Source organism: Streptomyces brevispora, from assembly GCF_007829885.1.
Lineage (GTDB): Bacteria > Actinomycetota > Actinomycetes > Streptomycetales > Streptomycetaceae > Streptomyces > Streptomyces brevispora.
The window spans coordinates 3,508,166-3,531,696 of record NZ_VIWW01000001.1 but is presented as its reverse complement, the minus strand read 5'-3'; the positions used below and the strand labels follow the sequence as shown (position 1 = coordinate 3,531,696).

Annotated in this window: 20 protein-coding genes; 11 read left to right on the top strand and 9 right to left on the bottom strand. The window is 72.2% G+C overall.

The genetic code is table 11. The features are described from left to right. Positions 1-466 precede the first annotated feature (466 nt). Entirely contained in the window at positions 467-2,110 is a 1,644-nt protein-coding gene (locus tag FHX80_RS16460; RefSeq protein ID WP_145764869.1) for a DNA repair helicase XPB, read from the top strand. Positions 2,111-2,139: 29 nt separating this feature from the next. Here FHX80_RS16460 and FHX80_RS16455 read toward each other — a convergent pair whose 3' ends face one another. Then, complete coding sequence (locus tag FHX80_RS16455; protein WP_145764868.1) at positions 2,140-2,328, bottom strand: hypothetical protein; 189 nt, start codon at positions 2,326-2,328, stop codon at positions 2,140-2,142. Positions 2,329-2,711: 383 nt separating this feature from the next. Between FHX80_RS16455 and FHX80_RS16450 the strand changes: the two genes are divergently transcribed. Beyond that, complete coding sequence (locus FHX80_RS16450) at positions 2,712-4,787, top strand: HelD family protein (RefSeq protein WP_145764867.1); 2,076 nt, start codon at positions 2,712-2,714, stop codon at positions 4,785-4,787. 48 nt (positions 4,788-4,835) lie between these two features. Here the strand turns inward: FHX80_RS16450 and FHX80_RS16445 are convergent, their stop codons facing one another. After that, positions 4,836-7,487 carry a glycoside hydrolase family 9 protein gene (locus FHX80_RS16445; RefSeq protein WP_145764866.1) on the bottom strand — a complete coding sequence of 884 codons (2,652 nt, stop codon included), beginning with the start codon at positions 7,485-7,487 and terminating at the stop codon, positions 4,836-4,838. A gap of 363 nt (positions 7,488-7,850) precedes the next feature. Here FHX80_RS16445 and FHX80_RS16440 point away from each other — a divergent pair, with 363 nt between their 5' ends. Beyond that, complete coding sequence (locus FHX80_RS16440; protein ID WP_145764865.1) at positions 7,851-8,975, top strand: hypothetical protein; 1,125 nt, start codon at positions 7,851-7,853, stop codon at positions 8,973-8,975. Between the two features lie 155 nt (positions 8,976-9,130). On the opposite strand, the gene FHX80_RS16435 is transcribed toward FHX80_RS16440, so the two are convergent. Continuing rightward, the gene (locus tag FHX80_RS16435) at positions 9,131-9,820 is read right to left on the bottom strand and encodes a copper homeostasis protein CutC (protein WP_145764864.1); all 690 of its coding nucleotides are present in this window, start codon (positions 9,818-9,820) and stop codon (positions 9,131-9,133) included. Between the two features lie 251 nt (positions 9,821-10,071). On the opposite strand from FHX80_RS16435, the gene FHX80_RS16430 reads away from it, so the two are divergent. The 3 genes from FHX80_RS16430 (at position 10,072) to FHX80_RS16420 (ending at position 13,640) form a co-directional block, all read left to right on the top strand. Then, positions 10,072-12,357: a heavy metal translocating P-type ATPase gene (locus tag FHX80_RS16430; RefSeq protein ID WP_145764863.1), complete on the top strand. Its 2,286-nt coding sequence runs from the start codon at positions 10,072-10,074 to the stop codon at positions 12,355-12,357. A 195-nt stretch (positions 12,358-12,552) separates the two neighbouring features. Then, the gene (locus FHX80_RS16425; protein WP_244318301.1) at positions 12,553-13,101 is read left to right on the top strand and encodes a hypothetical protein; all 549 of its coding nucleotides are present in this window, start codon (positions 12,553-12,555) and stop codon (positions 13,099-13,101) included. Continuing rightward, on the top strand, positions 13,098-13,640 hold the full coding sequence (locus tag FHX80_RS16420) for a hypothetical protein (protein WP_145764862.1): 543 nt from the start codon (positions 13,098-13,100) through the stop codon (positions 13,638-13,640). Before FHX80_RS16425 ends, FHX80_RS16420 begins: the two co-directional genes overlap by 4 nt. A 16-nt stretch (positions 13,641-13,656) precedes the next feature. On the opposite strand, the gene FHX80_RS16415 is transcribed toward FHX80_RS16420, so the two are convergent. From FHX80_RS16415 to FHX80_RS16400, 4 genes are all read right to left on the bottom strand, one after another. Beyond that, entirely contained in the window at positions 13,657-14,523 is an 867-nt protein-coding gene (locus tag FHX80_RS16415; protein WP_145764861.1) for a 5-oxoprolinase subunit C family protein, read from the bottom strand. Then, positions 14,520-15,320, bottom strand: a complete 801-nt coding sequence (locus FHX80_RS16410) for a 5-oxoprolinase subunit B family protein (protein ID WP_244318299.1) — start codon at positions 15,318-15,320, stop codon at positions 14,520-14,522. Before FHX80_RS16410 ends, FHX80_RS16415 begins: the two co-directional genes overlap by 4 nt. Next, positions 15,317-16,066, bottom strand: a complete 750-nt coding sequence (locus FHX80_RS16405; protein WP_145767331.1) for a LamB/YcsF family protein — start codon at positions 16,064-16,066, stop codon at positions 15,317-15,319. Before FHX80_RS16405 ends, FHX80_RS16410 begins: the two co-directional genes overlap by 4 nt. Before the next feature lie 157 nt (positions 16,067-16,223). Beyond that, the gene (locus FHX80_RS16400; RefSeq protein WP_145764860.1) at positions 16,224-16,877 is read right to left on the bottom strand and encodes a maleylpyruvate isomerase family mycothiol-dependent enzyme; all 654 of its coding nucleotides are present in this window, start codon (positions 16,875-16,877) and stop codon (positions 16,224-16,226) included. A 102-nt stretch (positions 16,878-16,979) separates the two neighbouring features. Here FHX80_RS16400 and FHX80_RS16395 point away from each other — a divergent pair, with 102 nt between their 5' ends. Continuing rightward, the gene (locus FHX80_RS16395; protein WP_145764859.1) at positions 16,980-17,654 is read left to right on the top strand and encodes an HD domain-containing protein; all 675 of its coding nucleotides are present in this window, start codon (positions 16,980-16,982) and stop codon (positions 17,652-17,654) included. Between the two features lie 198 nt (positions 17,655-17,852). Further along, complete coding sequence (locus FHX80_RS16390; RefSeq protein ID WP_145764858.1) at positions 17,853-19,085, top strand: Cmx/CmrA family chloramphenicol efflux MFS transporter; 1,233 nt, start codon at positions 17,853-17,855, stop codon at positions 19,083-19,085. An 87-nt stretch (positions 19,086-19,172) separates the two neighbouring features. Here FHX80_RS16390 and FHX80_RS16385 read toward each other — a convergent pair whose 3' ends face one another. Together FHX80_RS16385 and FHX80_RS16380 are read right to left on the bottom strand one after the other, a co-directional pair. After that, the gene (locus FHX80_RS16385; protein ID WP_145764857.1) at positions 19,173-19,454 is read right to left on the bottom strand and encodes a DUF4031 domain-containing protein; all 282 of its coding nucleotides are present in this window, start codon (positions 19,452-19,454) and stop codon (positions 19,173-19,175) included. After that, a complete protein-coding gene (locus FHX80_RS16380; protein WP_145764856.1) occupies positions 19,451-19,819 on the bottom strand; it encodes a hypothetical protein in 369 nt (122 codons plus the stop codon). Before FHX80_RS16380 ends, FHX80_RS16385 begins: the two co-directional genes overlap by 4 nt. Before the next feature lie 103 nt (positions 19,820-19,922). On the opposite strand from FHX80_RS16380, the gene FHX80_RS16375 reads away from it, so the two are divergent. The 3 genes from FHX80_RS16375 (at position 19,923) to FHX80_RS16365 (ending at position 23,463) form a co-directional block, all read left to right on the top strand. Continuing rightward, positions 19,923-20,840, top strand: a complete 918-nt coding sequence (locus FHX80_RS16375; protein ID WP_145764855.1) for a MurR/RpiR family transcriptional regulator — start codon at positions 19,923-19,925, stop codon at positions 20,838-20,840. Positions 20,841-20,901: 61 nt separating this feature from the next. Next, positions 20,902-21,870, top strand: coding sequence for an N-acetylmuramic acid 6-phosphate etherase (murQ, locus tag FHX80_RS16370; protein ID WP_145764854.1), 969 nt, complete (start codon positions 20,902-20,904; stop codon positions 21,868-21,870). Positions 21,871-21,915: 45 nt separating this feature from the next. After that, positions 21,916-23,463, top strand: a complete 1,548-nt coding sequence (locus FHX80_RS16365) for a PTS transporter subunit EIIC (protein WP_145764853.1) — start codon at positions 21,916-21,918, stop codon at positions 23,461-23,463. The last annotated feature ends 68 nt before the right edge of the window (positions 23,464-23,531 follow it).

Here is a 23,531-nt window from a genome sequence, read left to right as displayed (position 1 = left end):
ATGCCCGGTGGGTGGGGGGCGGTGCCCCTCCGGGGCGTCTCCTCAAAAATGGCGTGTTCACCCGGGTCCGTGAGGGACCCGGGTCGTACGCCATTTCCTGCGGGGACTCCCCTGCACGGCCCCACCCCTGCATTGTGTGCGTCCGCACCCCGGCGGTACGACTGCCGCAGACGCGGGACGGCCGGGTCCGGGGCCGTGCAGGGGAGTCCCCGCAGGACGACGAACACATACCCGGGTCCCCTCGCATACCCGCCGAACGTTCGTCGTCCGAGGAGACGCCCCGGAGGGGCACCGGACCCCCACCCACCGAACATCACGCACCCCGCGGAGCGACCCGCACACCAAGCCCGTCCGGCGATTGAGGACGGAACCCCGAACCAAGGAACCACGCACCCCGCCACCGCGTACGGCACACTGGATGTTTGGCCGGTACACGGCCACCCCGCAGTAGAAAGGGCCGAAGCGCGTGACCGGACCCCTCATCGTCCAGAGCGACAAGACGCTCCTCCTGGAAGTCGACCACGAGCAGGCCGACGCCTGCCGCCGCGTGATCGCGCCCTTCGCGGAGCTGGAGCGCGCGCCCGAGCACATCCACACCTACCGGCTGACCCCGCTCGGGCTGTGGAACGCGCGGGCCGCGGGACACGACGCCGAGCAGGTCGTCGACGCGCTCGTGAAGTACTCGCGCTACCCCGTACCGCACGCACTGCTCGTCGACATCGCCGAGACGATGGGCCGCTACGGCCGCCTCACGCTCTCCAAGCACCCGGTCCACGGCCTGGTGCTGACCTCCACCGACCGGCCCGTCCTGGAGGAGATCCTCCGGTCGAAGAAGGTCCAGCCGCTGGTCGGCGCCAGGATCGACCCCGACACGGTGGCCGTGCACCCGTCCGAGCGCGGGCAGGTCAAGCAGACGCTGCTGAAGCTGGGCTGGCCCGCCGAGGACCTCGCCGGTTACGTGGACGGCGAGGCGCACCCGATCGAGCTGGACGAGAGCGGCTGGGCGCTGCGGCCCTACCAGCAGCAGGCCGTCGAGGGGTTCTGGCACGGCGGCTCGGGTGTGGTCGTACTGCCCTGCGGGGCCGGAAAGACGCTGGTGGGCGCGGGCGCCATGGCACAGGCCAAGGCGACCACGCTGATCCTGGTCACCAACACCGTCTCCGCCCGGCAGTGGAAGCACGAGCTGGTGAAGCGGACCTCGCTGACCGAGGAGGAGATCGGCGAGTACAGCGGTACCCGCAAGGAGATCCGGCCGGTCACCATCGCCACGTACCAGGTGCTCACGACCCGCCGTAAGGGCGTCTACGCGCACCTGGAGCTGTTCGACTCCCGCGACTGGGGTCTGGTGATCTACGACGAGGTGCATCTGCTGCCCGCGCCCGTCTTCAAGTTCACCGCCGACCTCCAGGCGCGCCGCCGGCTCGGGCTGACGGCGACGCTGGTGCGCGAGGACGGGCGCGAGTCGGACGTCTTCTCGCTGATCGGGCCCAAGCGGTTCGACGCCCCGTGGAAGGAGATCGAGGCGCAGGGCTACATCGCGCCCGCCGACTGTGTCGAGGTACGGGTCAATCTGACGGACAGCGAGCGGCTCGCGTACGCGACCGCCGAGGCCGAGGAGAAGTACCGGTACTGCGCGACGACCGCGACCAAGCGGAAGGTCACCGAGGCGCTGGTGCGCAAGCACAAGGGTGAGCAGACCCTGGTCATCGGGCAGTACATCGATCAGCTCGACGAGCTGGGTGAGCATCTGAACGCCCCGGTGATCAAGGGCGAGACGAGCAACGCCCAGCGGGAGAAGCTCTTCGACGCCTTCCGGCAGGGCGAGCTGAGCGTGCTGGTCGTGTCGAAGGTGGCGAACTTCTCCATCGACCTGCCGGAGGCCACCGTCGCCATCCAGGTGTCCGGCACGTTCGGTTCGCGCCAGGAGGAGGCCCAGCGGCTCGGCCGGGTGCTGCGGCCGAAGGCGGACGGGCACGAGGCACGGTTCTACTCGGTGGTCGCCCGCGACACGATCGACCAGGACTTCGCGGCCCACCGCCAGCGGTTCCTGGCCGAGCAGGGCTACGCGTACCGGATCGTGGACGCCGACGAGCTGCTGACGGACAACTGAGCGTCCGCAGGGGCGGGAGTGCGTCGGGCTCAGCGAGTGCGGCGGACGCCCGCCTCCTGCGCGTACTCACCGAGGACGACGACGTCGAACGCGGCCCGTGCGAAGATCCCGGCGGCGCGCAGGGCGTCACCGACGAGGTGGCCGTAGTGGTGACCGGTGACCGCGGTCGCGCCGTGCGCGGGGCCGGTCTTTCGCGGGTTCAGGATGACGGTGCTCATGTGTTCCATGGTGCTCCGCACGGCCGGCAAAGGCGTCGGCCCGCAGGCTGAAGGTGACGGAGCCACGCCTACCCCTGTGGTCGCACGCCGTCCCCTACGGGGTGGACCCCGCGGTCATCCGCCGGTATTCGTTCGCGCCCGGCCCGGCCCGTCGATACAATCGCCGGTCTGCCCGCCTCCCGCACCGTGGTACCGGCAGCCCGCAAGGGCCCGCGCCGGCAGCCGGGGGAGCGCCGCCGACCGGACGGAAACCGGCCGACAGCCGTACGCACGCCCTCGTACGTACTAGTGATCGATCCCCGAGCGGACCGCATCGCCCCCGGTCACCGGCCGGGGACGAGGGTGCGGCCCGCCGTCCCGCGTTGAATGCCGGAGGCAACACCGTGCCCGCGCACGAACACGAAAGCGACACCACCACTACCGACCCCCTCGCTCATGAACGCGCCCATCTCGCCGCCTCGCGCGCCGCGCTGCGGGCCATGCGCGAGGACGCCCAGGCCCTCGACATCCGCGATGTCACGGCGAACTGGGTGAACGCCGCGGTGCTGCAGGCCCAGATCACCGACCGCATCAAGTCGCTCGCCGACCTCGCCCACACCCCGCTCTTCTTCGGACGGCTGGACTACCTCCACGTGGTCGGCGCGGAGAAGGCGGAGGGCGCGGAGGGCGAACAGTTCTACATCGGGCGCCGCCACGTCCACGACGCCGGCGGCGACCCCATGGTGATCGACTGGCGGGCCCCGGTCTCGCAGCCGTTCTACCGGGCGTCCCGCAACGACCCGCTCGACGTCGGACAGCGGCGCCGCTTCGGCTACACGGGCGGCGAGCTGACCGCGTACGAGGACGAGCACCTCACCGACCCCTCCGAGGCGGCGCAGACCAGCAAGCTGCTCCAGGCGGAGATCGAGCGGCCGCGTGTCGGGCCGATGCGCGACATCGTCGCGACGATCCAGCCGGAACAGGACGAGATCGTCCGCAGCGAGCTCGGCGGCTCGGTCTGTGTGCAGGGCGGCCCCGGCACCGGGAAGACCGCCGTGGGCCTGCACCGGGTCGCGTATCTGCTGTACGCGCACCGGGAGCGGCTCGCCCGCACCGGGACGCTGGTCATCGGGCCGAACCGGTCCTTCCTGCACTACATCGAGCAGGTGCTGCCGGCCCTCGGCGAGCTGGAGGTGAAGCAGGCGACCGTCGACGACCTGGTGACGGCCCACGTCGAGGTCCGCGGCACGGACGAGGCGCCGGCCGCCGTGGTGAAGGGCGACGCCCGGATGGCGGAGGTGCTGCGGCGGGCGATCCGTTCGCATGTGACGCCGCCGACGGAGTCGGTGATGGTGGTGCGCGGTTCCCGGCGCTGGCGGGTCCCGGCGTACGAGATCGAGGAGATGGTCAACGAGCTGCTGGCCCGCGACATGCGTTACGGGGCGGCGCACGAGGCCCTTCCGCAGCGCATCGCCCATGCCGTGCTGGTGCGGATGGAGGAGGCGGGCGAGGCGCCCGACGACCGGGTGCAGAACGCGGTGGCGCGCACCCCCGCGGTGAAGGCGGCCGTGAAGGCGGTCTGGCCCGCGGTCGACCCGTCGAAGCTGGTGCTGCGACTGCTGTCCGACCCGGAGTTCCTGGCCGCACAGGCGGACGGGCTGCTGACCGCGGACGAGCAGAAGGCGATCCTGTGGACCAAGCCTGCCCGCAGCGTGAAGTCCGCGAAGTGGTCGGCGGCGGACGCGGTGCTGATCGACGAGGCGATGGACCTGGTCGCGCGTACGCACTCGCTGGGCCATGTCGTGATCGACGAGGCGCAGGACCTCTCCCCCATGCAGTACCGGGCGGTCGGCCGGCGCTGCTCGACCGGTTCCGCCACGGTCCTCGGGGATCTGGCGCAGGGCACGACGCCGTGGTCGACGCAGAGCTGGGCCCAGGCGCTGCATCACCTGGGCAAGTCGGACGCGGTGGTGGAGGAGCTGACGGCGGGCTTCCGCGTGCCGCGCGAGGTGATCGCGTACGCGTCACGGCTGCTGCCGGTGATCTCACCGGGTCTGACGGCGGTCGAGTCGGTGCGTGAGTCGCCCGGCTCGTTGTCGGTACGGGAGGTGGCGGGCGCGGACGCGCTGGACGCGGCGGTGGTCGCGGCCTGCGAGGAGTCGCTGGAGCAGGAGGGTTCGACGGGCCTGATCGCCGCCGACGCCCGTATCCCGGCGCTGGCGGCCGCCCTGACCGCGGCGGGCCACGCCTATCTCTCCCCCGGCATGGAGACGACCGCCGAGTCCCGGCTGACCCTGGTCCCGGCGTCGCTGGCGAAGGGCCTGGAGTACGACTACGTGGTGCTGGACGAACCGGCGGCGGTGGTCGACGGCGAGCCCGACGAGCGGACGGGGCTGCGCCGGCTGTACGTGGCCCTGACCCGTGCCGTGTCCGGACTGATCGTTCTTCACGCGGCGCCGCTGCCGGAGGAGTTGGCCTGATGAACGACGGTGTGCGGGGCGGATGTCCGCCCCGCACACCGTCGTTGTTCACCCGGCCGTGCAAGCCCTCCCGTTCAGCTTGACCGTGCCCGGGTCGGCGGCCGTACCCGAGACGCTGCTGTTGAACCCGAAGTCGACCTCCGCACCCGGTGCGAGGGTGCGGTTCCAGGACAGCGGTGCGGCGGTGACCGTCCGTCCGTACTGGGTGAGTTCGGCGCTCCAGGTGTGGCCGAGCCTCTGGTCGCCCGGCAGCAGCCAGGTCAGGGACCAGGGGGTGAGCGCCTCGGTGCCGGTGTTCTTCACCGTGACGGTGGTGGTCGATCCGGTGTTCCACGGGTGCGAGGAGTACGTGACGCGGCAGGAGCGTGCCGGGCCCGCGCCGTCACCGGCGTCGTCCAGGTAGGAGGCGACGAAGGCCAGCGGCGCGTTCCAGTTGATGGCGACCTCGTTGGTGGCGTACGAGCCGTTGTCGTCGAGGTAACACATCGCCGCCGCACAGCCCTTGAGCTTCGCCGCGGCCTCCGGGTCCCCGGAGGTGGGGGCGGTGAGGTTGGGGCCGCCCGCGAGGGAGCCGGGGGGCGGGTGGGGCAGGGACGGGTCGCTCTGGTGGGCCCAGACCCGGTGGTGCTGGTTCTCGGAGCTGCGCTCGCCGTACCCGGTGACGTACGACTGATTGAGCGGGTTGCGTCCGAAGAGGTAGTCGGCGCCGCGCAGTACGGCGTCGCGGTACTCGGCCTTCCCGGTGAGATCGGCCGCGGTGGCCAGCACGATCATGTTGTTGAGCACCTGGCTGTTGGAGCCCCAGACGTAGTTCTGTCCGGTTGGTGCGTACGGGACGCCGTACAGCTGGTCCTCGGTCTGTGCCGCGTAGCGGTCGGCTGCCGTGGTCAGCACGGTACGGACCTGGGCCAGTTGGCCGGCGGTCAGGTCGTTGGGCACGGTGGCCAGGGTGAGGACGCCGAGTCCGGCCGTCCCGCCCCACCACATGCCGCCGTCGGCCGGGAAGACCGCGTCGGTGTCACCGTGCAGCGGGGAGCCGAGGAGGGCCTGGCGGTAGGTGTCGGCGCCGGTGGTGGTGAAGAGCTCGGCGGCGGCCCAGTAGAACTCGTCGGAGACGTCGTCGTCGCTGTAGGTCCCGCCGCCCGTACCGTCGTCCGGGTCGGCGAGGATGTCCGGGTGGGCCTTCGCCGCGCTCCACGCCGCCCCGGCGGCACTGCGGCACCGGTCGGCGAACTCGGCGTCGTACGGAGCGAAGAGCCGGGCGCACTGGGCTGCCGCAGCGGCGAGATTGAGCGTCGCGGCGGTGGTCGGCGGGTGCAGCTCGCGCTGCTGCGGGTCCAGGTGGGGCATCATCGGCAGCCCGGTCCACTGGGCGTCGTGCACCTTGTGGTGGACCATTCCGGCGAGCGGCTGCCCGGCCGGGACCTGCATGCGCATCATGAAGTCGAGCTCCCAGCGCGCCTCGTCGAGGATGTCCGGGATGTCGTTGCCGTGTTCGGGGACCCGCAGCGCGCCGTCGCCGAGTTCGGCGGACTCCGCTCCGTCGGCCGTCAGGGTCCGCTCGTAGGTGTCCATCAGTTCGGCGACCGCGATGCCGCCATTGACCACGTACTTGCCCTGGTCACCGGCGTCGTACCAGCCGCCCCGCACATCGAGCCGGTAGTCGCAGACCCCTGGCTGGCAGGGCACGTCCGTGTCGCCCTTGTTGGGGGCGGCGCCGAGGTGTCCGGCCGGGCGCGCGTACTGCTCGCCGACGAGGGCCGCGTCGATCGCGATGCCGCTGCGGTTCTGGTAAAAGTACGCCAGCGAGTCGCTGCGCAGGCTGTCGTAGAGATCGCCCCGGATCGAGAAGGTCTCGCTGACCTGCCCGTCCGCCTCGACGGTGTAGCCGTCGCCGGGGGTGGTGACGTCGCTGAAGTCGAAGGTGTGGACGTTCTGCCGTGAGGTGGGGTCGACTCCGCCTGGGACGGTGGTGCCGGTGGCGGCGACCGTTCCGTCGGCCGCTCTGAGGGTCCAGGGCAGCGGCTCGGTCGCCTCGGTGACCAGGGTGCCGCTCTTGGGTCCCTGCGGGAGGTAGCCGACCTGGTTGACGCGGACGGGCGAGCCGGTGTCGGGCACGTACACGGGCGGTTCGGCGCCGCCGCGCAGGGACACGTCGTCGAGACAGAAGGCGGCCGCCTCGTCGTTGCCGCCGATCTGGAACGCGAGTTGGGCAGCGTCGCGGTCGGTGGACGCGGTGAAGACATGGGTGACGGGGACCGCGTCCGCGCCGATCGTGTCGGTCGCGGACAGATCGGTGCTGTACGGCTCGGTGGCCATCTGCACGTTGGTGTGGATGGAGAGCGGGGCGGTGGAGGTGGCCGTGTAGGTGAGGGTGTACGTCTCCCCCGCGACGAGCGGGATGTCGTTCTGGCCGACGATCACGTCCCACGGGTTGGCCGTTCCCCCCGGTACGCCGGTGCACAGCCGGCCGTCCGTGACGGCGGCGGCGGTGTTGGCGGTCCACCACCAGGGGGCGGTCCCGGCGGCGAAGTCGCCGTTGGTGATCTGCTCCGGGGCGGAGCCGGCGTCATCGGCGGTGGCGCCCGGCGCGGTGAGGACGGCGCCGAACAGTGCGGCGAGGGCCAGTGTCCCGAGCGCACGGCGCCCGTGCCGGGCGCGGGCGCGACCGGTGGGGGACGGGGGCGGAGAGGCGTTCACCGGGGGCCTTTCGGTAGGGGGCGGCGGCAGTGGAGCGACGGTGCGGAGGAGCGACGGTGCGGAGGAGCGACGGTGCGGAGGAGCGACGGTGCGGAGGAGCGGGGCGGGCGCGCGGCAGAATACGGTGGGAACGCTCCCATACGTGATGGACAGAGCTAGGGAGACGCAGTGGGAGCGTTCCCACATCGCTGATTCATTGTGGAGGCCGGGGCGTTCGTTGCACCAGGGTCATGACAGCACCAGCCTGTGGAACCGCCCCCGGGCGGGCCCCGCGCCTCCTCACGCGTTTCCGGCGCCGCTCAATTCGTCAACACCCATACTTGGGACGCGAGTTGATCGATGCGTCGACACATGGGGGCGGGCGTGGGAGCAGAGGAACTCGGCGCGTTGGTCATGCCGATGATCACCGGGCTGACGAACGCGGTGGGCAGTGAGTTCAGCAGTGCGGCAGTCGCGGAAGTGCGCCGCCTGGTACGCGAACGCCTGGGCGCGGCCGAGGAGGGGAGGGCGGCTCTGGACCAGCTCGACGGGGATCCGGCCGCGGCCGGAGCCGATGACCAGGTCCTCGCCCAGCTCACGGCCGCGCTCGCCGCCGACCCCGGCTTCGCCCGGCAGGTTCAGGAGGCCCTGCGCCTGACCGCCGTGCAGTCGGCGGGGGACATCAACACCATCAGCATCGGCGGCGCGGTCAAGAAGAGCACGATCACGATCGGGCCGGTCACCCTGAACAGGACGCCCGGCAACCAGGTGGCGCTGGCCGCCCTCGTCCTGGCCGTGGTGGCCCTGCTGGTCTTCGGCATGTACGGCGTGATTCACACGCTGGGCCCGGACGACGACGCGAAGGCCGCCACCCCGTCGTCCGGTTCGAACGGCTCGCGCACGGGCTCCGGCGCCGAACCGTCGCAGGGCGATGAGGGCGCGACCGGAGGGGACAAGACCGCAGCGATCAAGGACGTCGAACACTTCAAGGCGATCTTCCCTGAGCCGACGAGCCTGCCGGACGACTGGTCATTCGCTCCCGGATCCGACTCCAGCAGCGAAGGCCTCGGAGTCGACAACTCCCCTTGCGCCGAGGGAGAAGAAGGCTGTCGGGGCCAGATCCACCACGGCCGCGCCAGGTTCGGTGACTCCACGGGCGAGGCGCAGGCCGAGTTCCGCGTGTACGCCTACGACAGTGTCGGCACAGCCGAGGCCGGCTACAGGGCCGTCGCCGGCATAGCGCTGCATCTCGACGGCACGACGACGATGCCGATCACCCCGGTGGCCGACCAAAGCACCGGATTCACCGCCCAGGACGATTCGGCGGGTCACACGGTCCTGACGGAAGGGGCCGTGATCCGGGTGGGCACCATCGTGGCCCGTGTCGCCTACGGCGGCAGCTCCCAGCAACCGGACACCCAGGTGCTGAATGCCCTGCTGACGATGCTCACCGAGCGCGCCGGGCAGGCCCAGAGCGGCCGGACCCCCACTGCCACGACCCAGCTGTAGGCGCCCGCAGCGCCGGAACCCTCGCGACCACCGAGGGCGGCCGCCGCTCCATAGTTTCGCGGAGTCGCCGCCGGGCACGACAACGGGCGGGGCGGGATGCCGTCACCTGGCATCCCGCCCCGCCCGTAACGCCTGCAACGCAGGCTCTCGACCGCCTACGCGTCGAGCACGTCCCGCCACTCCCGTACCGCCGCCGCGTCCACCGGTCCCGACCACCCGCCGGGCCGCGCCGCACCGCCGATGTGGACGGCGTCGATGCCCGCCTCCAGCAGTTCCGGCAGGTGGCTGAGCCGCAGCCCGCCACCGACGAGGATCTGCTGCTCGTACCCCGGCTCCCCCTTGCGGGCCGCCTCGACCAGCAGCGTGGGGATGCCGTCGTCCACCCCGGCCGCCGAGCCCGCGGTGAGATACGTGTCCAGGCCCGGAAGGTCCGCGAGGGACTTGCGCAGGGCGTCCCGGTCGGCGGCGCGGTCGATCGCGCGGTGGAACGTCCAGTGGCAGCCGTCCAGCTCGGCGATGATCCGCTCGACCGCGACGAGATCGGGGCGGCCGTCCGCGTCCAGGAAGCCGAACACGAATTCGTCCGCGCCCTCCGACCGCAGCTCGCGCGCCCTGGTCACGAGTACATCGATGTCACCGGCCGCGAAGCCGTCCGCCACTCTGAGCATCACCCGCAGGGGGATGTCCACCGCGGCGCGGATCGCCGCGAAGGTCGCACGGGACGGGGTGAGGCCGTCCGCCGCCATGTCGGTGACCAGCTCAAGCCGGTCCGCACCACCCGCCTGGGCAGCGACCGCGTCCTCCGCGTCGAGAGCGATCACCTCCAGGACTGCACGGTTGCTCATGGGAACCCAATCCTCCAGGAAGCAGCTATAGGTCTAGTCCAATGGCCAGCCTACGGGTCGGGCGGCCAAGGGCACAGCCTCACGCGCACGTGAAGATACGCGAGGTCAGACGCATGCCGGGCGACCGAACGCCCGGAATCCGCGCATCCACGATGGATCACTCTTGCTTTTTTATAGGGGTAGGGGGTATACCTGAATCAGCACTGCATACCCCCTAGGGGTATAAACGATCCAACGACCGAGGAGGCCCAGTGTCCGCGCAGACCGCAGCCACCACTGGTACCACCGGTACCGGCGCCGCAGAGGTCGAGCTCGCCATCAGCGGGATGACCTGCGCATCGTGCGCGGCCCGTATCGAGAAGAAGCTCAACCGAATGGACGGGGTCGAGGCCACCGTCAACTACGCCACCGAGAAGGCGCGGGTCAGCTACCGGGGCGAGGACGTCTCCGTGCAGGACCTGATCGCCACCGTCGAGAAGACCGGCTACAGCGCGCACGAGCCCGCTCCGCCGGTACGTCGCGGCGACACACCCGCCGAGTCCGCGGCCACCGAGGAGGACGAGCTCCGCCCGCTGCGGCAGCGGCTGATCACGGCGGTCCTGCTCGCGGTGCCGGTGATCGCGATGGCGATGATCCCGGTGCTCCAGTTCGACAACTGGCAGTGGCTCTCGCTGACGCTCACCGCGCCCGTCGTCACGTATGCCGGCTGGCCCTTCCACCGTGCCGCGTGGACCAACGCCCGGCACGGCGCGGCCACCATGGACACCCTGATCTCGGTCGGCACCTCGGCCGCGTTCCTGTGGTCGGTGTGGGCGCTCTTCTTCGGCACCGCCGGAATGACCGGCATGACGCACCCCTTCGAGCTGACCATCGGCCGCAGCGACGGCGCCGGGAACATCTATCTCGAGGCCGCCGCCGGAGTCACCGCGTTCATCCTGGCCGGGCGCTACTTCGAGGCCCGTTCCAAGCGGAAGGCGGGCGCGGCGCTGAAGGCCCTGCTCGAACTGGGCGCCAAGGAGGTGACCGTCCTGCGCAACGGCCGCGAGGTGACCGTGGAAACGGCGGACCTCCAGGTCGGGGACCGTTTCCTGGTCCGGCCCGGCGAGAAGATCGCCACCGACGGCACCGTCGTCGAGGGCAGCTCGGCGGTGGACGCGTCCATGCTCACCGGTGAGTCGGTCCCCGTCGAGGTCGGCGTCGGCGACCCGGTGACCGGCGCCACGCTCAACGCCGGCGGCCGGATCGTCGTCGAGGCGACCCGGATCGGCGCCGACACCCAGCTGGCCCGGATGGCGAAGCTGGTCGAGGACGCGCAGAACGGCAAGGCGGCGGCCCAGCGCCTCGCCGACCGGATCTCGGCGGTGTTCGTCCCCGTCGTGATCGCGCTCGCGCTCGGCACGCTCGGCTTCTGGCTCGGCAACGGCTCGGGGCTGACGGCCGCGTTCACCGCTGCCGTCGCCGTACTGATCATCGCCTGCCCGTGCGCCCTCGGCCTCGCCACGCCCACCGCCCTCATGGTCGGCACCGGACGCGGCGCCCAGCTCGGCATCCTCATCAAGGGCCCCGAAGTCCTGGAGACCACCCGCCGCGTCGACACGATCGTCCTCGACAAGACCGGCACCGTCACCACCGGCAAGATGACCCTCCGGACCGTCCACACCACCCCCGGCACCACGGAAACCGACGTACTGCGCCTCGCCGGCGCCCTGGAACACGCCTCCGAACACCCCATCGCACAGGCCGTCGCCACCGGAGCCACCGAACGCATCACCGCCCCCCTCCCCACCCCCGAGGACTTCGCCAACATCCCGGGCCTCGGCGTCCAGGGCGTCGTCGAGGGCCACGCGGTCCTCGTGGGCCGTGAGCAGTTGCTGGCCGAGTGGGAGATCCACCTCCCCGCGGAGCTGGCGCGCCGGAAGGCCGAAGCGGAGACCGCGGGCCGCACGGCGATCACGGTCGCCTGGGACGGCGAGGCGCGTGCGGTCCTGGAGGTGGCCGACGCGGTGAAGGACACCAGCGCCGAGGCGATCAAGCGGCTCCGCGCACTCGGCCTGACGCCGATCCTGCTGACCGGTGACAACCGGGCGGTGGCGGAATCGGTCGCGGCCGAGGTCGGGATCGACGAGGTGTACGCGGAGGTCATGCCGGAGGACAAGGTCGACGTCGTCAAGCGCCTCCAGGCCGAGGGCCGTTCGGTCGCGATGGTCGGCGACGGCGTGAACGACGCGGCCGCCCTCGCCCAGGCCGACCTGGGCCTCGCGATGGGCACCGGTACGGACGCGGCGATCGAGGCCGGCGACCTGACCCTGGTCCGGGGGGACCTGCGGGCCGCTGCCGACGCGATCCGGCTGTCGCGGAAGACCCTCGGCACCATCCGGACGAACCTGTTCTGGGCCTTCGCCTACAACGTGGCCGCCCTCCCGCTGGCCGCGGCGGGGCTGCTGAACCCGATGATCGCGGGTGCGGCGATGGCGTTCTCATCGGTCTTCGTGGTCGGCAACTCACTGCGGCTGCGGGGGTTCAAGGCCGGGGTGTGACCGACTGCGCGTCCCCGCCCGCGGGCGGCCGGAGCCGGGCTCCCTCCGGGGAGCCGGGCCTCCGGCCGCCTGTCGGCGTATCCGCGCACCATGGCTCTCCCCCTTCGAGCGGGGGCCACACGCAACGCGCTCTTCTCTCCTCGAACGGGGCTGCCGAGCAAGCCCGTTGTCAGTGGCTGAGTTTAGGGTTCCGGCATGATCAGCTGGATGCACGATTCGTTTCCCGGCCACGAGGTGAACCTCGTCCTCGCCCGCGGGCTGTCCGCCGACACACTGGTCGAGGGCCTTCGCGGACTGCACCGCGAGCCGCTCGCCCACGGTGAGGCGGGCGGCTGGGCCTGGGCGGTACACGACATGTTCGAGGAGGGGACCGAGGACTACGACCCGGTCGACTACCGGAGCATCTGCCCGGAGGGCACCGAGGTCATCGTGTTCGAGACCGAGCCGTGCAGTGCCAAGGCGCACGGGCCCAACTTCACTTACCTCCGCAGCGGCCGTACCACCCTGCACTTCAGCTTCGAGGACATCGGGCAGCGACTGGGCGACAACCCCGACCACATATCGGCCGAGCTCCTCGCCGCGAACCTCATCGGCCCCGGGGCGGAGTGCGACAAGTGGAAGACGGAAGACGGCCACGACTGCCTCGACCACGAGGACGACGCGGACGACCGGCTGGTGAAGGCGCTGGCGGACTGCTTCGCCCTGCCGTCGCCCCCGCTCTCCCTCGAGGTGACGGCCAAGTGAACGCGATCGCCCCGAACACGTTCGTCACCTATGCCAGAGGCCTGGACCTGCCGACCCTCGTCGACGTCTTCACGGAGGCGAGGTGTCCCGTCCGCACCGCGGGCGAGTCGAACGGCTGGTCCTGGGTGACGCATGACGCGACCGCCCTGAGCGGGCGGGCGGTCATGGATCTGGCACGCGACATCACCGGTTTCCGTTACGCGGAACGGTTCGGCGGGCCCGATCGCGTGGAGACGGTGTTCCTGGCCTCCACCCCCGCGTGCGAGTGCCCGCACGGGCAGAACTACGCGATCCCGCATTGCGACGAGCACCCGTTCAACTTCTCCCACAGCCGGGGCGGGTTCAACAAGACGTACTTCAACGTCGGGCGGCGCCGCGAGTCGCGTCGCAGCGGCGACCTGCTGGTACGGGAGTTGCTGGACGCCGGGATCGTCGGCCGGGAGACCCCGGCGTACGACGCCGACCCGTCGTTCAACGCCGACGGCGCTGTGACGATACGGATCATCACCGACCGTTTCGGGCTGCCCGCCGTGACCTGAGGAGCGTCCTGGCCGATCACCTCACGCCGAGCACGAACCGCACCACCGTCCCCGCCACCACCCGGGCCGCCGCCGCCAGCGCGGGTTCCGGGACGACGCCCACCACCGGGTAGCCGCCCGTCGTCGGGTGGTCGTTCAGGAACACCACCGGGCGGCCGTCCGGGGGGACCTGGATCGCACCCAGCACCATGCCCTCGCTGGGCAGTTCGCCCTGCCGGGCGCGCTCCAGCGCCGGGCCCTCGGTGCGCAGGCCGATGCGGTTGCTGTGCGGGGAGACGCGGTACGCCGCGGTGGTGAGCGTGCGCAGGGCCGCGGGCGTGAACCAGGTGTGGCGGGGGCCGAAGCGCACCGGGAGCACGAGCTCGTCGGGCACCCCCGGCCACGGCACCGCCCCGGCGTACGGGGCGCCAACCGGCGCGGGCGGGCCCAGCGGCAGCACGTCGCCGTCACGCAGGGGCGCCGGCCCCAGCCCGGAGAGCAGATCGGCGGACCGGCTCCCGAGCACCGGCTCCGGTTCCAGGCCGCCCGAGAACGCCAGGTAGCCGCGCAGCCCGTACGCCGCCGGCCCGGCGTCCAGCACCGCGCCCGCCGGTACGCGCACCGCGGCGCCCCACGCCACCGGCCGCCCGTCCACCGTCACCCGGCAGGGGGCGCCGCCGACGACCACGCGCACCGCACGGCCCGGGCGGACCGCGCAGCCGGTGGCGGTCGTCTCCAGGAGGGCCGCGGTGACGGGGTTGCCGGCCAGCCGGTTGGCGAGCCGGGCGGACGGTGCGTCCAGGGCGCCCGCCCGCCCCACCCCCAGGTGCGCGTGGCCGAACCGCCCCTCGTCCTGCACGGTGGTCAGGGCCCCGGCACGGACGACCTCGATCCCCGCGCTCACGCCCCCGCCCCCGTGCCCGTACTCGTACCCGTCCCCGTACTTGTCCCCGTGCCCATGCCCGTCCCCGTGCCCATGCCCGTACCCGTCCCCGTGCTCGTGCTCGTGCTCGTGCTCGTGCTCGTGCTCGCCCCCGTCCCCGCCTCGACGAAGCGGACCCGCGCCCCGGGCGCCAGCAGTGCGGGCGGTTCGCGGTCCGGGTTCCACAGGGCGGCCGGGTCCGGCATCCGGCCGATGAGCTGCCAGCCGCCGGGGGACGGGCGCGGGTACACGCCGGTGTAGGGGCCGGCCAGGGCCACCGCACCGGCCGGGACCCGGGTCCGCGGAGTCGCCCGGCGCGGCAGGTGGAAGCGGTCCGGCAGGCCCGTCAGGTAGCCGAAGCCGGGGGCGAACCCGCAGAAGGCGACCCGGAATCCGGTCCCGGCGTGGATGCGGGCCACCTCGGCGACGGCGACCCCCCACGCCTCGGCGACACCGGCCAGGTCCGGGCCGTCGTACACGACCGGGATCTCCACGAGCTCGCCGGTGTCCCGGCGCAGCGGCGGTACCCGCCACGAGGCCAGCTCACGGGCGAGCCCGGCCGTGTCCCGCGCGATGCCGTCCAGCAGGACCGTCCGCGCGGCGGGCACGACCTCGCGCACGCCGGGCAGTTCACCCGCCGCGCGGCGCCGCAGCACCTCCGCGTGGAAGGCTTCCGTCTCCTCCCCGGAGCCCAGCTCGACCAGCAGCGCGTCCGGTCCGGCGGGCAGCACGACCGGCGGCCGGCCGCGCTCCTGCCCGTCCGGAGTCCGCGTGCTCACGCGAACGCCCGCACCACGACGCCCGCCTCTTCCAGTGCGGCCCGCACCCGGTGGGCGAGCACCGCCGCTCCGGGAGTGTCGCCGTGGACGCACAGGGACCGGGCCGCGACCGCGATCCGTTCGCCGTCGGCGGCGATCACGCGCCGGTCGACCGCGATTCCGACACTGCGGCGCACGACCTCGTCCCCGTCGTGCACGACGGCGCCCGGCTCGACGCGCGGCACGAGCGTGCCCTGCGGGGTGTACGCGCGGTCGGCGAACGCCTCCTCGACCGCGACCAGCCCCGCCTCGGCGGCCCGTACGAGCAGCCGGGAGCCGGGCAGTCCGAGAACGGCCAGGTCACCGCCCGCCAGCCGGACGCCCTCGATCACCGCCGCCGCCTGCTTGTCGTCGCGGACCGCGCGGTTGTAGAGGGCGCCATGCGGTTTGACGTACGAGACGGTGGTACCGGCCGCCTCGGCGAACACTCTCAACGCACCGATCTGGTAAGCCACTTCGGCGGCCAGCTCGTCGGCCGGCACATCCATGGAGCGGCGCCCGAAGCCCGCCAGATCGCGGTACGAGACCTGCGCGCCGATCCGTACGCCCCGGGCGGCCGCGGTGTCGCAGACCCGCCGCATCACCGAGGGGTCCCCCGCGTGGAAGCCGCACGCCACGTTGGCGCTGGTCACGCACGCGAGGAGCGCCTCGTCGTCGGTGAGCGACCAGCGCCCGAACCCCTCGCCGAGATCGGCGTTGAGATCCATGGGAGCCGCCGCGGCCGGCTCGTCCCCCCGGTCCGCAGGATTCATCGGATTCGTCACGAAGCGCACGTTAGCGCCTTCGCGGGCGCGGTCGTCCACACGTCCGCGCCCGCGCTCGGCAGAATTCCGCGCGCCCGCTCGGCAGAGAGAGGACAGCGCGTCAGAAGACGAACAGTTCGCTCTCCTTCACGCCCTCCAGCTCGTACCGCGTCCCCACCAGCGACCGGCCCGCACAGAGCCGGATCAACGTCGCGCCGTCCCCCCGGTACCGTCCGGGGGCCCGACCCTCGTGCGGGGTCCCGATGGTCAGCTCCTCGCCGCTGTCCTCCAGCCGCGCGACCAGCAGCGGCGTCCTGTGGTGCCGGGTGAACGGGGCGAGGAGGGTGAGCGCGTGTGTCAGTCCGGCGCCCTGGTAGGCCCCTTCGAGGCCCCATGCCTCGCGCACGTCCCCCGCGTGGATCCACTCCCCCAGTGCGACCGCGTCCAGCACCCCGCCCGCCTTGGCGATGGAGGTACCGGCCTCGGCCATCCCCCACTCCAGCTCGTCCACCACCTGCGTGTCCGTCCAGTCGGCGCGCTCGGCGATGTCGCGGTCGTTGCACTCGGGGCTGAACACGTCCGGCCCGAACCGGCGCTCCACCACCCGGTTCAGCACGGAACCGCAGTGCGCGAGGAGATCGCGCACCGTCCAGCCGGGACACGCGGTGCGCAGGCCGAAATCGCTCCCGGCGGCGGACCGCAGCAGCGGCAGGAGGGTGTCTCGCTCGGTGCGCAGGAGGAGACCGGGCAGTTCGGGATCGCGCTCGTCAGCCATGCCCCCAGCCAACCATCCCGACCTCCGTCGGACTTGGCCTTCGGCGAACCCGCGGTCCTTGATCCCGCCGCCGATCACGGGTGAGGTCGTAACCTCACAGGCATGGACGACGAAACCGCCCGGGCCCGCCGCAGCAGCCCCGATGACGTGCTCCGCCGCCGCTGGCGCGACTGTCTCGTCGCGGCCCGGGGCGACGCCGAAGGCCCGGACCCGTTGCCGTACGCGGACAACCTCCTGGAACGCTGGGCGGAACGCCAGCGGCGCTACCACACCACCGCGCACCTGACCGCGGTCCTCGACCACATCGACACGCTGGCCGGCCATGCCGCGGACCCGGACGCCGTACGGCTCGCCGCCTGGTTCCACGACGCGGTCTACCGCCCCGACCGCTCCGAGAACGAGGAGCGCAGCGCCGTCCTCGCCGAACGCGCACTGCCGGAGGCCGGGGTGCCCGCCGGGACCGCCGCCGAGGTCGCCCGGCTGGTCCGGCTCACGGTCTCGCACGATCCGGCCGACGGCGACACCAACGGCGAGGTGCTGTGCGACGCGGACCTGGCGATCCTGGCGGCGTCGCCGAAGGAGTACGCGCAGTACGCGGCCCAGGTGCGCGAGGAGTACGGCTTCGTGCCCGACGAGGCGTTCCGGGAGGGCCGGGCGGCCGTGCTGCGGCAGCTTCTGGGGCTGCCGCGGCTGTTCCGTACGCCGCACGGGGCGGACGTGTGGGAGCCGAGGGCCCGGCACAACCTGCTGACGGAGCTGGAGCTGCTCGCCCGCTGAACGGACTGGGCTCCTGCCGCCCGCTGAGCGCACGACCCCATGACGCCCGCTGAGCGCACGGCCCCTGCCGCACCACGCCGCACCACACCTGCCCGGCCTGTCCCGGGCGGGCCCGGGAGCGCCGGACGCGCGGGAATGTAACGGGCAAGCGTGCTGTTGGCACCTGTCATGCCCGACTCTGCCCCTCGCCGCTCGCGTATGCCACTGGCCGTATACATTCTCGGCCTCTCCGTCTTCGCCCTCGGCACCAGCGAGTTCATGCTCTCCGGCCTGCTGCCGCCCATAGCCGACGACATGAACGTGTCGATCCCGCGTGCCGGACTCCTCATATCCGCGTTCGCGATCGGCATGGTGGTCGGCGCCCCGCTGCTCGCCGTCGCGACGCTCCGGCTGCCGCGCCGCACCACTCTCATCGCGCTGATCTCGGTCTTCGGCCTCGGCCAGGTCGCGGGCGCGCTCGCGCCGACGTACGAGATCCTCTTCGCCTCCCGGGTGATCAGCGCGTTCGCGTGCGCCGGGTTCTGGGCCGTCGGTTCGGCCGTCGCCATCGCCATGGTCCGGGTGGACCAGCGGGCCCGCGCCATGGCCGTGATGATCGGCGGGCTGTCCATCGCGAACGTGCTGGGTGTGCCGCTGGGGGCCTTCCTCGGGGAGAACCTGGGCTGGCGGTCGGCGTTCTGGGCGGTCGGTGCGGCCTCCGCGATCGCCCTCGTCGGCGTCGCGACGCTGATCCCCCGCATCCCCGTCCCGGACGAGAAGCCGCAGCTCAAGCGCGAGATGGGCATCTACCGGGACCGGCAGGTGTGGCTGTCCATCGTGATCACGGCGCTCGCGGCGGGCGGGGTGTTCTGCGCGTTCAGCTATCTGGCGCCGCTGCTGACGGATGTCGCCGGGCTGGACTCGGGCTGGGTGCCGACCGTGCTCGCACTGTTCGGGATCGGTGCGCTGATCGGTACGACGGTCGGCGGCCGGGTCGCGGACGCGCACCTCTTCGGGGTGCTGCTGAGCGGTATCTCGGCGTCGACGGTGTTCCTGGCCGCGCTGGCACTGTTCGCGTCGAGCCAGGCCGCCGTGATCGTGCTCGCGTTCCTGCTGGGCCTGTCGGCGTTCTTCACCGCTCCGGCGCTGAACGCCCGGATGTTCAACGTCGCGGGCGCCGCCCCGACGCTGGCGGGTGCGACGACCACCGCCGCGTTCAACCTGGGCAACACCGGTGGGCCGTGGCTGGGCGGCACGGTGATCGACGCGGACTTCGGTTTCGCGTCGACCGCGTGGGCGGGGGCGGCGATGACCGTGCTGGCGCTGGTGGCCGTGGTGTTCTCGCTGCGGCTCCAGCGCGGCCGGAGCACCGCCTCACGGCTGGTGACGGGCGCGTCGGCCACCGGGACGCAGAGCGCGGCGATGGAGTCCGCGCCCTCGACGACCGCCTGAGCGACCCGGCAGCGGCCCCGGTCGCGGTCGAGGCCCCGGCTCACGTCGCGGTCGCGGCCCCGACAACGGCAGCGGCCCCGGTCGCGGTCAGAGCGCCTGGTGCGGCGCCGGGCGGCCCTTCGGGCGGCGCAGGCCCGCCTCCGTGATCCGGCGGACCAGCTCCTTGGAGCCGATCTGCCGGGCGCCGGCCCGTACCGCGTCCTCGTACCGCGTCTCCGGTATGTCGTAGTGGTCCCGCTCGAAGGCCCGCTCCGGAGCGCCGATGGACGCAGCGAAGGCATGCAGCTCATCGAACGACTCGTCGCTGACCAGATGCGACCAGAGCCGCCCGTGGCCCGGCCAGTCCGGCGGATCGATATAGACGGTCACGGGCGCATCGTCCTGCTGAGCAAGCCGACCGGGGCGACCGCCACGGCCGCCTTCGTGCAGACCCAGTGCGGGTCGGGGCCGAGTTCCGGCTCGACGTCCAGGGCGTGCGGGTCGCCCGCGTCGCAGACCGGGCACAGCGGCCAGCGGCCGTACTCCTTCAGCAGTGCGTCCTGGACGTCCTGGGCGACGAGGCCGACGACGAACTCCACGCCTTCCGGCCACTGCTCGACCCACCAGCGCCGGTGCGTCACCGCGTCCTCGACCATCGAGACGATCTGGGCCTCCGCGACATCTCCGGCGACGAGGTCGGCCATGACGAGTGCGCGGGCGGCGTGCAGCGCCTGCTCCAGGGGATTCAGCTCCATACAGCCATTGTCCACCTGCGCACCGGCCCGCCCCGCCGTCGCCGCCAGAGGTCAGGACCAAAGGGGGGTTGACGGACATGCGTCTTGAAAATATCTTTCAAATGTGACCAATGACCTGAAGGAAAGTTTCAGCGCTGATTCGCCGCCCGCCCCGGCAGCCCTCGCCGCCAAGGTGCGCACGCTCGCGCCGTCCATGACCCGCTCCATGCAGCGGGTCGCCGAGGCGGTCGCGGGCGACCCGGCCGGCTGCGCGGCCCTGACGGTCACCGGTCTCGCCGAGCTCACCGGCACCAGCGAGGCGACGGTGGTCCGCACCGCCCGCCTCCTCGGCTACCCCGGCTACCGTGACCTGCGCCTCGCGCTCGCCGGTCTCGCCGCCCACCAGCAGTCCGGCCGGGCCCCCGCCGTCACCGCCGACATAGCGGTCGACGACCCGATCGCCGACGTGGTCGCCAAGCTCGCCTACGACGAGCAGCAGACCCTCGCCGACACGGCCGCCGGGCTCGACACCGTGCAGCTCGGCGCCGCCGTGGCCGCCGCCGCCACCGCCCGCCGGATCGACATCTACGGGGCCGGCGCGTCCTCGCTCGTCGGCCAGGACCTCGCCCAGAAGCTGGCCCGTATCGGCCTGATCGCGCACTCCCACATGGACCCGCACCTGGCGGTGACCAACGCCGTGCAGCTGCGCTCCGGTGACGTGGCCATCGCGATCACCCACTCCGGTTCGACCGGCGACGTCATCGAACCGCTGCGGGTCGCCTTCGACCGCGGCGCGACGACGATCGCGATCACCGGCCGCCCCGACGGCCCGGTCACGCAGTACGCCGACCACGTACTGACCACGTCCACGGCCCGCGAGAGCGAACTGCGCCCCGCCGCCATGTCGAGCCGTACGAGCCAGTTGCTGGTCGTCGACTGCCTGTTCATCGGGGTCGCGCAGCGCACGTACGAGACGGCGGCACCGGCCCTCGCCGCCTCCTACGAGGCGCTGGCCCACCGCCACAACCCCCGCACCCGCTGACGTCCCGCGAAAACCCTCACCCGCGAAACCGTACGAGTTCAAGAAAGCAGAGCCGCTCTCCATGACCTCCACCACCGACGCCGACGCAACCACCCCCGACGGATACGGGGAGCTGCGCGCCCAGCTCGCGACGCTCACCACCGAGGCGTTCCGCCCCGAGCTCGCCGAGATCGACCGGCTGGCCACTTCGGAGATCGCCCGGATCATGAACGGCGAGGACCAGACCGTCCCCGCCGCCGTCGCCGCCCTGCTGCCCGAGATATCCGCCGCGATCGACGCCACCTCGGCGCGCATGGCCCGTGGCGGCCGGCTGATCTACGCGGGCGCCGGCACCGCGGGCCGCCTCGGCGTGCTGGACGCCAGCGAGTGCCCGCCCACCTTCAACACCGACCCGGCGGTTGTCGTCGGCCTCATCGCGGGCGGTCCGTCCGCGATGATCACCGCCGTCGAGGGCGCCGAGGACAGCAAGGAACTGGCCGCCGCCGACCTCGACGCGCTGGGTGTCACCGCCGACGACACGGTGGTCGGCATCTCCGCCTCCGGCCGTACGCCGTTCGCGATCGGTGCCGTCGAGCACGCCCGCGCCAAGGGTGCGCTGACCATCGGCCTGTCCTGCAACGCGGACTCCGCGCTGGGCGACGCGGCCGCGCACCCCCTCGAGGTCGTCGTCGGCCCGGAGCTGCTCACCGGCTCCACCCGGCTCAAGGCGGGCACGGCCCAGAAGCTCGTCCTCAACATGCTCTCGACGATCACGATGATCCGGCTCGGCAAGACGTACGGAAACCTCATGGTCGACGTCCGGGCCTCCAACGAGAAGCTGCGCGCCCGTTCCCGGCGGATCGTCTCGCTGGCCACCGGTGCGTCGGACGCCGAGATCGAGGCCGCGCTCGCCGCCACCGACGGTGAGGTGAAGAACGCCATCCTCACCATCCTCGGCCAGGTCGACGGCCCCACCGCCGCCTCGCTGCTGTCCACGTCGGACGGCCACCTCCGTGCCGCGCTCGCCGCCGCCGGTCCCCCCACCAGCTGACCCGGCTCCACCTCCGCTCCCCCGCACAGCAAGGCACCACGCACCATGGCTACAGAAGACAAGAACCGCGCCACTGCCGCCGCGATCCTTCCGCTCGTCGGTGGCGCCGCGAACATCAGCTCCATCGCCCACTGCATGACCCGGCTCCGGCTGGGCCTGCACGACCGTTCGCTCGTCCAGGACGACGCGCTGAAGGCCGTCCCCGCCGTCATGGGCGTGGTCGACGACGACACGTACCAGATCGTTCTCGGTCCCGGTACGGTCGCCCGCGTCACCCCGGAGTTCGAGAAGCTCGTCGAGGAGGGCCGGGCCTCGGCGCCCGCCCCGGTCCCGTCCGGTTCGTCCGCCCCGCTCACCGCGGAGGAACTGGCCGCGCAGGGCGCAGAGATGAAGGCGGCACGGAAGGCGAAGAACGCGACGCCGTTCAAGCTCTTCCTGCGCAGGATCGCCAACATCTTCGTACCGTTGATCCCGGCCCTGATCGGCTGCGGCATCATCGCCGGGCTCAACGGCCTGCTGGTCAACCTCGGTTGGCTGACGTCGGTCACCCCGGCCCTGGCGGCGATGGCGTCCGGTTTCATGGCGCTGATCGCGGTCTTCGTCGGCTACAACACGGCGAAGGAGTTCGGCGGTACGCCGATCCTCGGCGGTGCGGTCGCGGCCATCATCGTCTTCCCGGGCGTCGCGAACATCGAGGCGTTCGGCCAGAAGCTCTCCCCCGGCCAGGGCGGCGTCCTGGGCGCCCTGGGCGCGGCGGTGCTCGCGGTGTACGTGGAGAAGTGGTGCCGCCGCTGGGTCCCGGAGGCGCTGGACGTCCTGGTCACCCCGACCCTGACGGTCCTGGTCTCCGGCCTGGTGACGATCTTCGGCCTGATGTACGTGGCGGGTGAGGTCTCCACCGCGATCGGTACGTTCGCCGACTGGCTGCTGTCCAACGGCGGCGCGGGCGCGGGCCTGGTCCTCGGCGGCTTCTTCCTCCCGCTGGTCATGCTGGGTCTGCACCAGGCGCTGATCCCGATCCACACCACGCTGATCGAGCAGCAGGGCTACACGGTTCTGCTGCCGATCCTCGCGATGGCCGGGGCCGGCCAGGTGGGTGCGGCCATCGCGGTCTACTTCCGCCTCCCCCGCAACGAGTCGATCCGCAGGACCATCAAGTCCGCCCTGCCCGCGGGCTTCCTGGGCGTCGGCGAGCCGCTGATCTACGGCGTCTCGCTGCCGCTGGGCCGCCCGTTCATCACGGCGTGCGTGGGCGGTGCGTTCGGCGGCGCGTTCGTCGGCTTCTTCAACCAGCTCGGTGACGCGGTCGGCTCCACCGCCATCGGCCCGTCCGGCTGGGCTCTGTTCCCGCTGCTGGAGGGCAACCACGGCCTGGGCGCGACGATCGCGATCTACGGGGGCGGCCTGCTGGTCGGCTATCTGGCCGGCTTCGTCGCCACGTACTTCTTCGGCTTCAGCAAGGACCTGCTGACGGAGTTCAACGTGTCGCAGGAACCGGCCGTTTCGACGGCGACCGCGACAGAGCCCGCGACGGGCACCCCCGCACCGGTCACCGGCCCGGACGCCCTGGCGAAGACCCCCGCCGAGGTCTGAACCCGCGCCTGACCGAGGGCGGCACCCGACACCCGGGCGCCGCCCTCAGCCATGTGCACGCGCGCGCG

Bases quoted from the DNA above. Each gene is read 5' to 3' on its own strand.
- FHX80_RS16455 (WP_145764868.1), bottom strand. From the start codon at position 2,328: ATGAGCACCGTCATCCTGAACCCGCGAAAGACCGGCCCCGCGCACGGC.
- FHX80_RS16435 (WP_145764864.1), bottom strand. From the start codon at position 9,820: ATGAGCAACCGTGCAGTCCTGGAGGTGATCGCTCTCGACGCGGAGGAC.
- FHX80_RS16425 (WP_244318301.1), top strand. From the start codon at position 12,553: ATGATCAGCTGGATGCACGATTCGTTTCCCGGCCACGAGGTGAACCTC.
- FHX80_RS16405 (WP_145767331.1), bottom strand. From the start codon at position 16,066: ATGGATCTCAACGCCGATCTCGGCGAGGGGTTCGGGCGCTGGTCGCTC.
- FHX80_RS16400 (WP_145764860.1), bottom strand. From the start codon at position 16,877: ATGGCTGACGAGCGCGATCCCGAACTGCCCGGTCTCCTCCTGCGCACC.
- FHX80_RS16395 (WP_145764859.1), top strand. From the start codon at position 16,980: ATGGACGACGAAACCGCCCGGGCCCGCCGCAGCAGCCCCGATGACGTG.
- FHX80_RS16390 (WP_145764858.1), top strand. From the start codon at position 17,853: ATGCCACTGGCCGTATACATTCTCGGCCTCTCCGTCTTCGCCCTCGGC.
- FHX80_RS16380 (WP_145764856.1), bottom strand. From the start codon at position 19,819: ATGGAGCTGAATCCCCTGGAGCAGGCGCTGCACGCCGCCCGCGCACTC.
- murQ (WP_145764854.1), top strand. From the start codon at position 20,902: ATGACCTCCACCACCGACGCCGACGCAACCACCCCCGACGGATACGGG.
- FHX80_RS16365 (WP_145764853.1), top strand. From the start codon at position 21,916: ATGGCTACAGAAGACAAGAACCGCGCCACTGCCGCCGCGATCCTTCCG.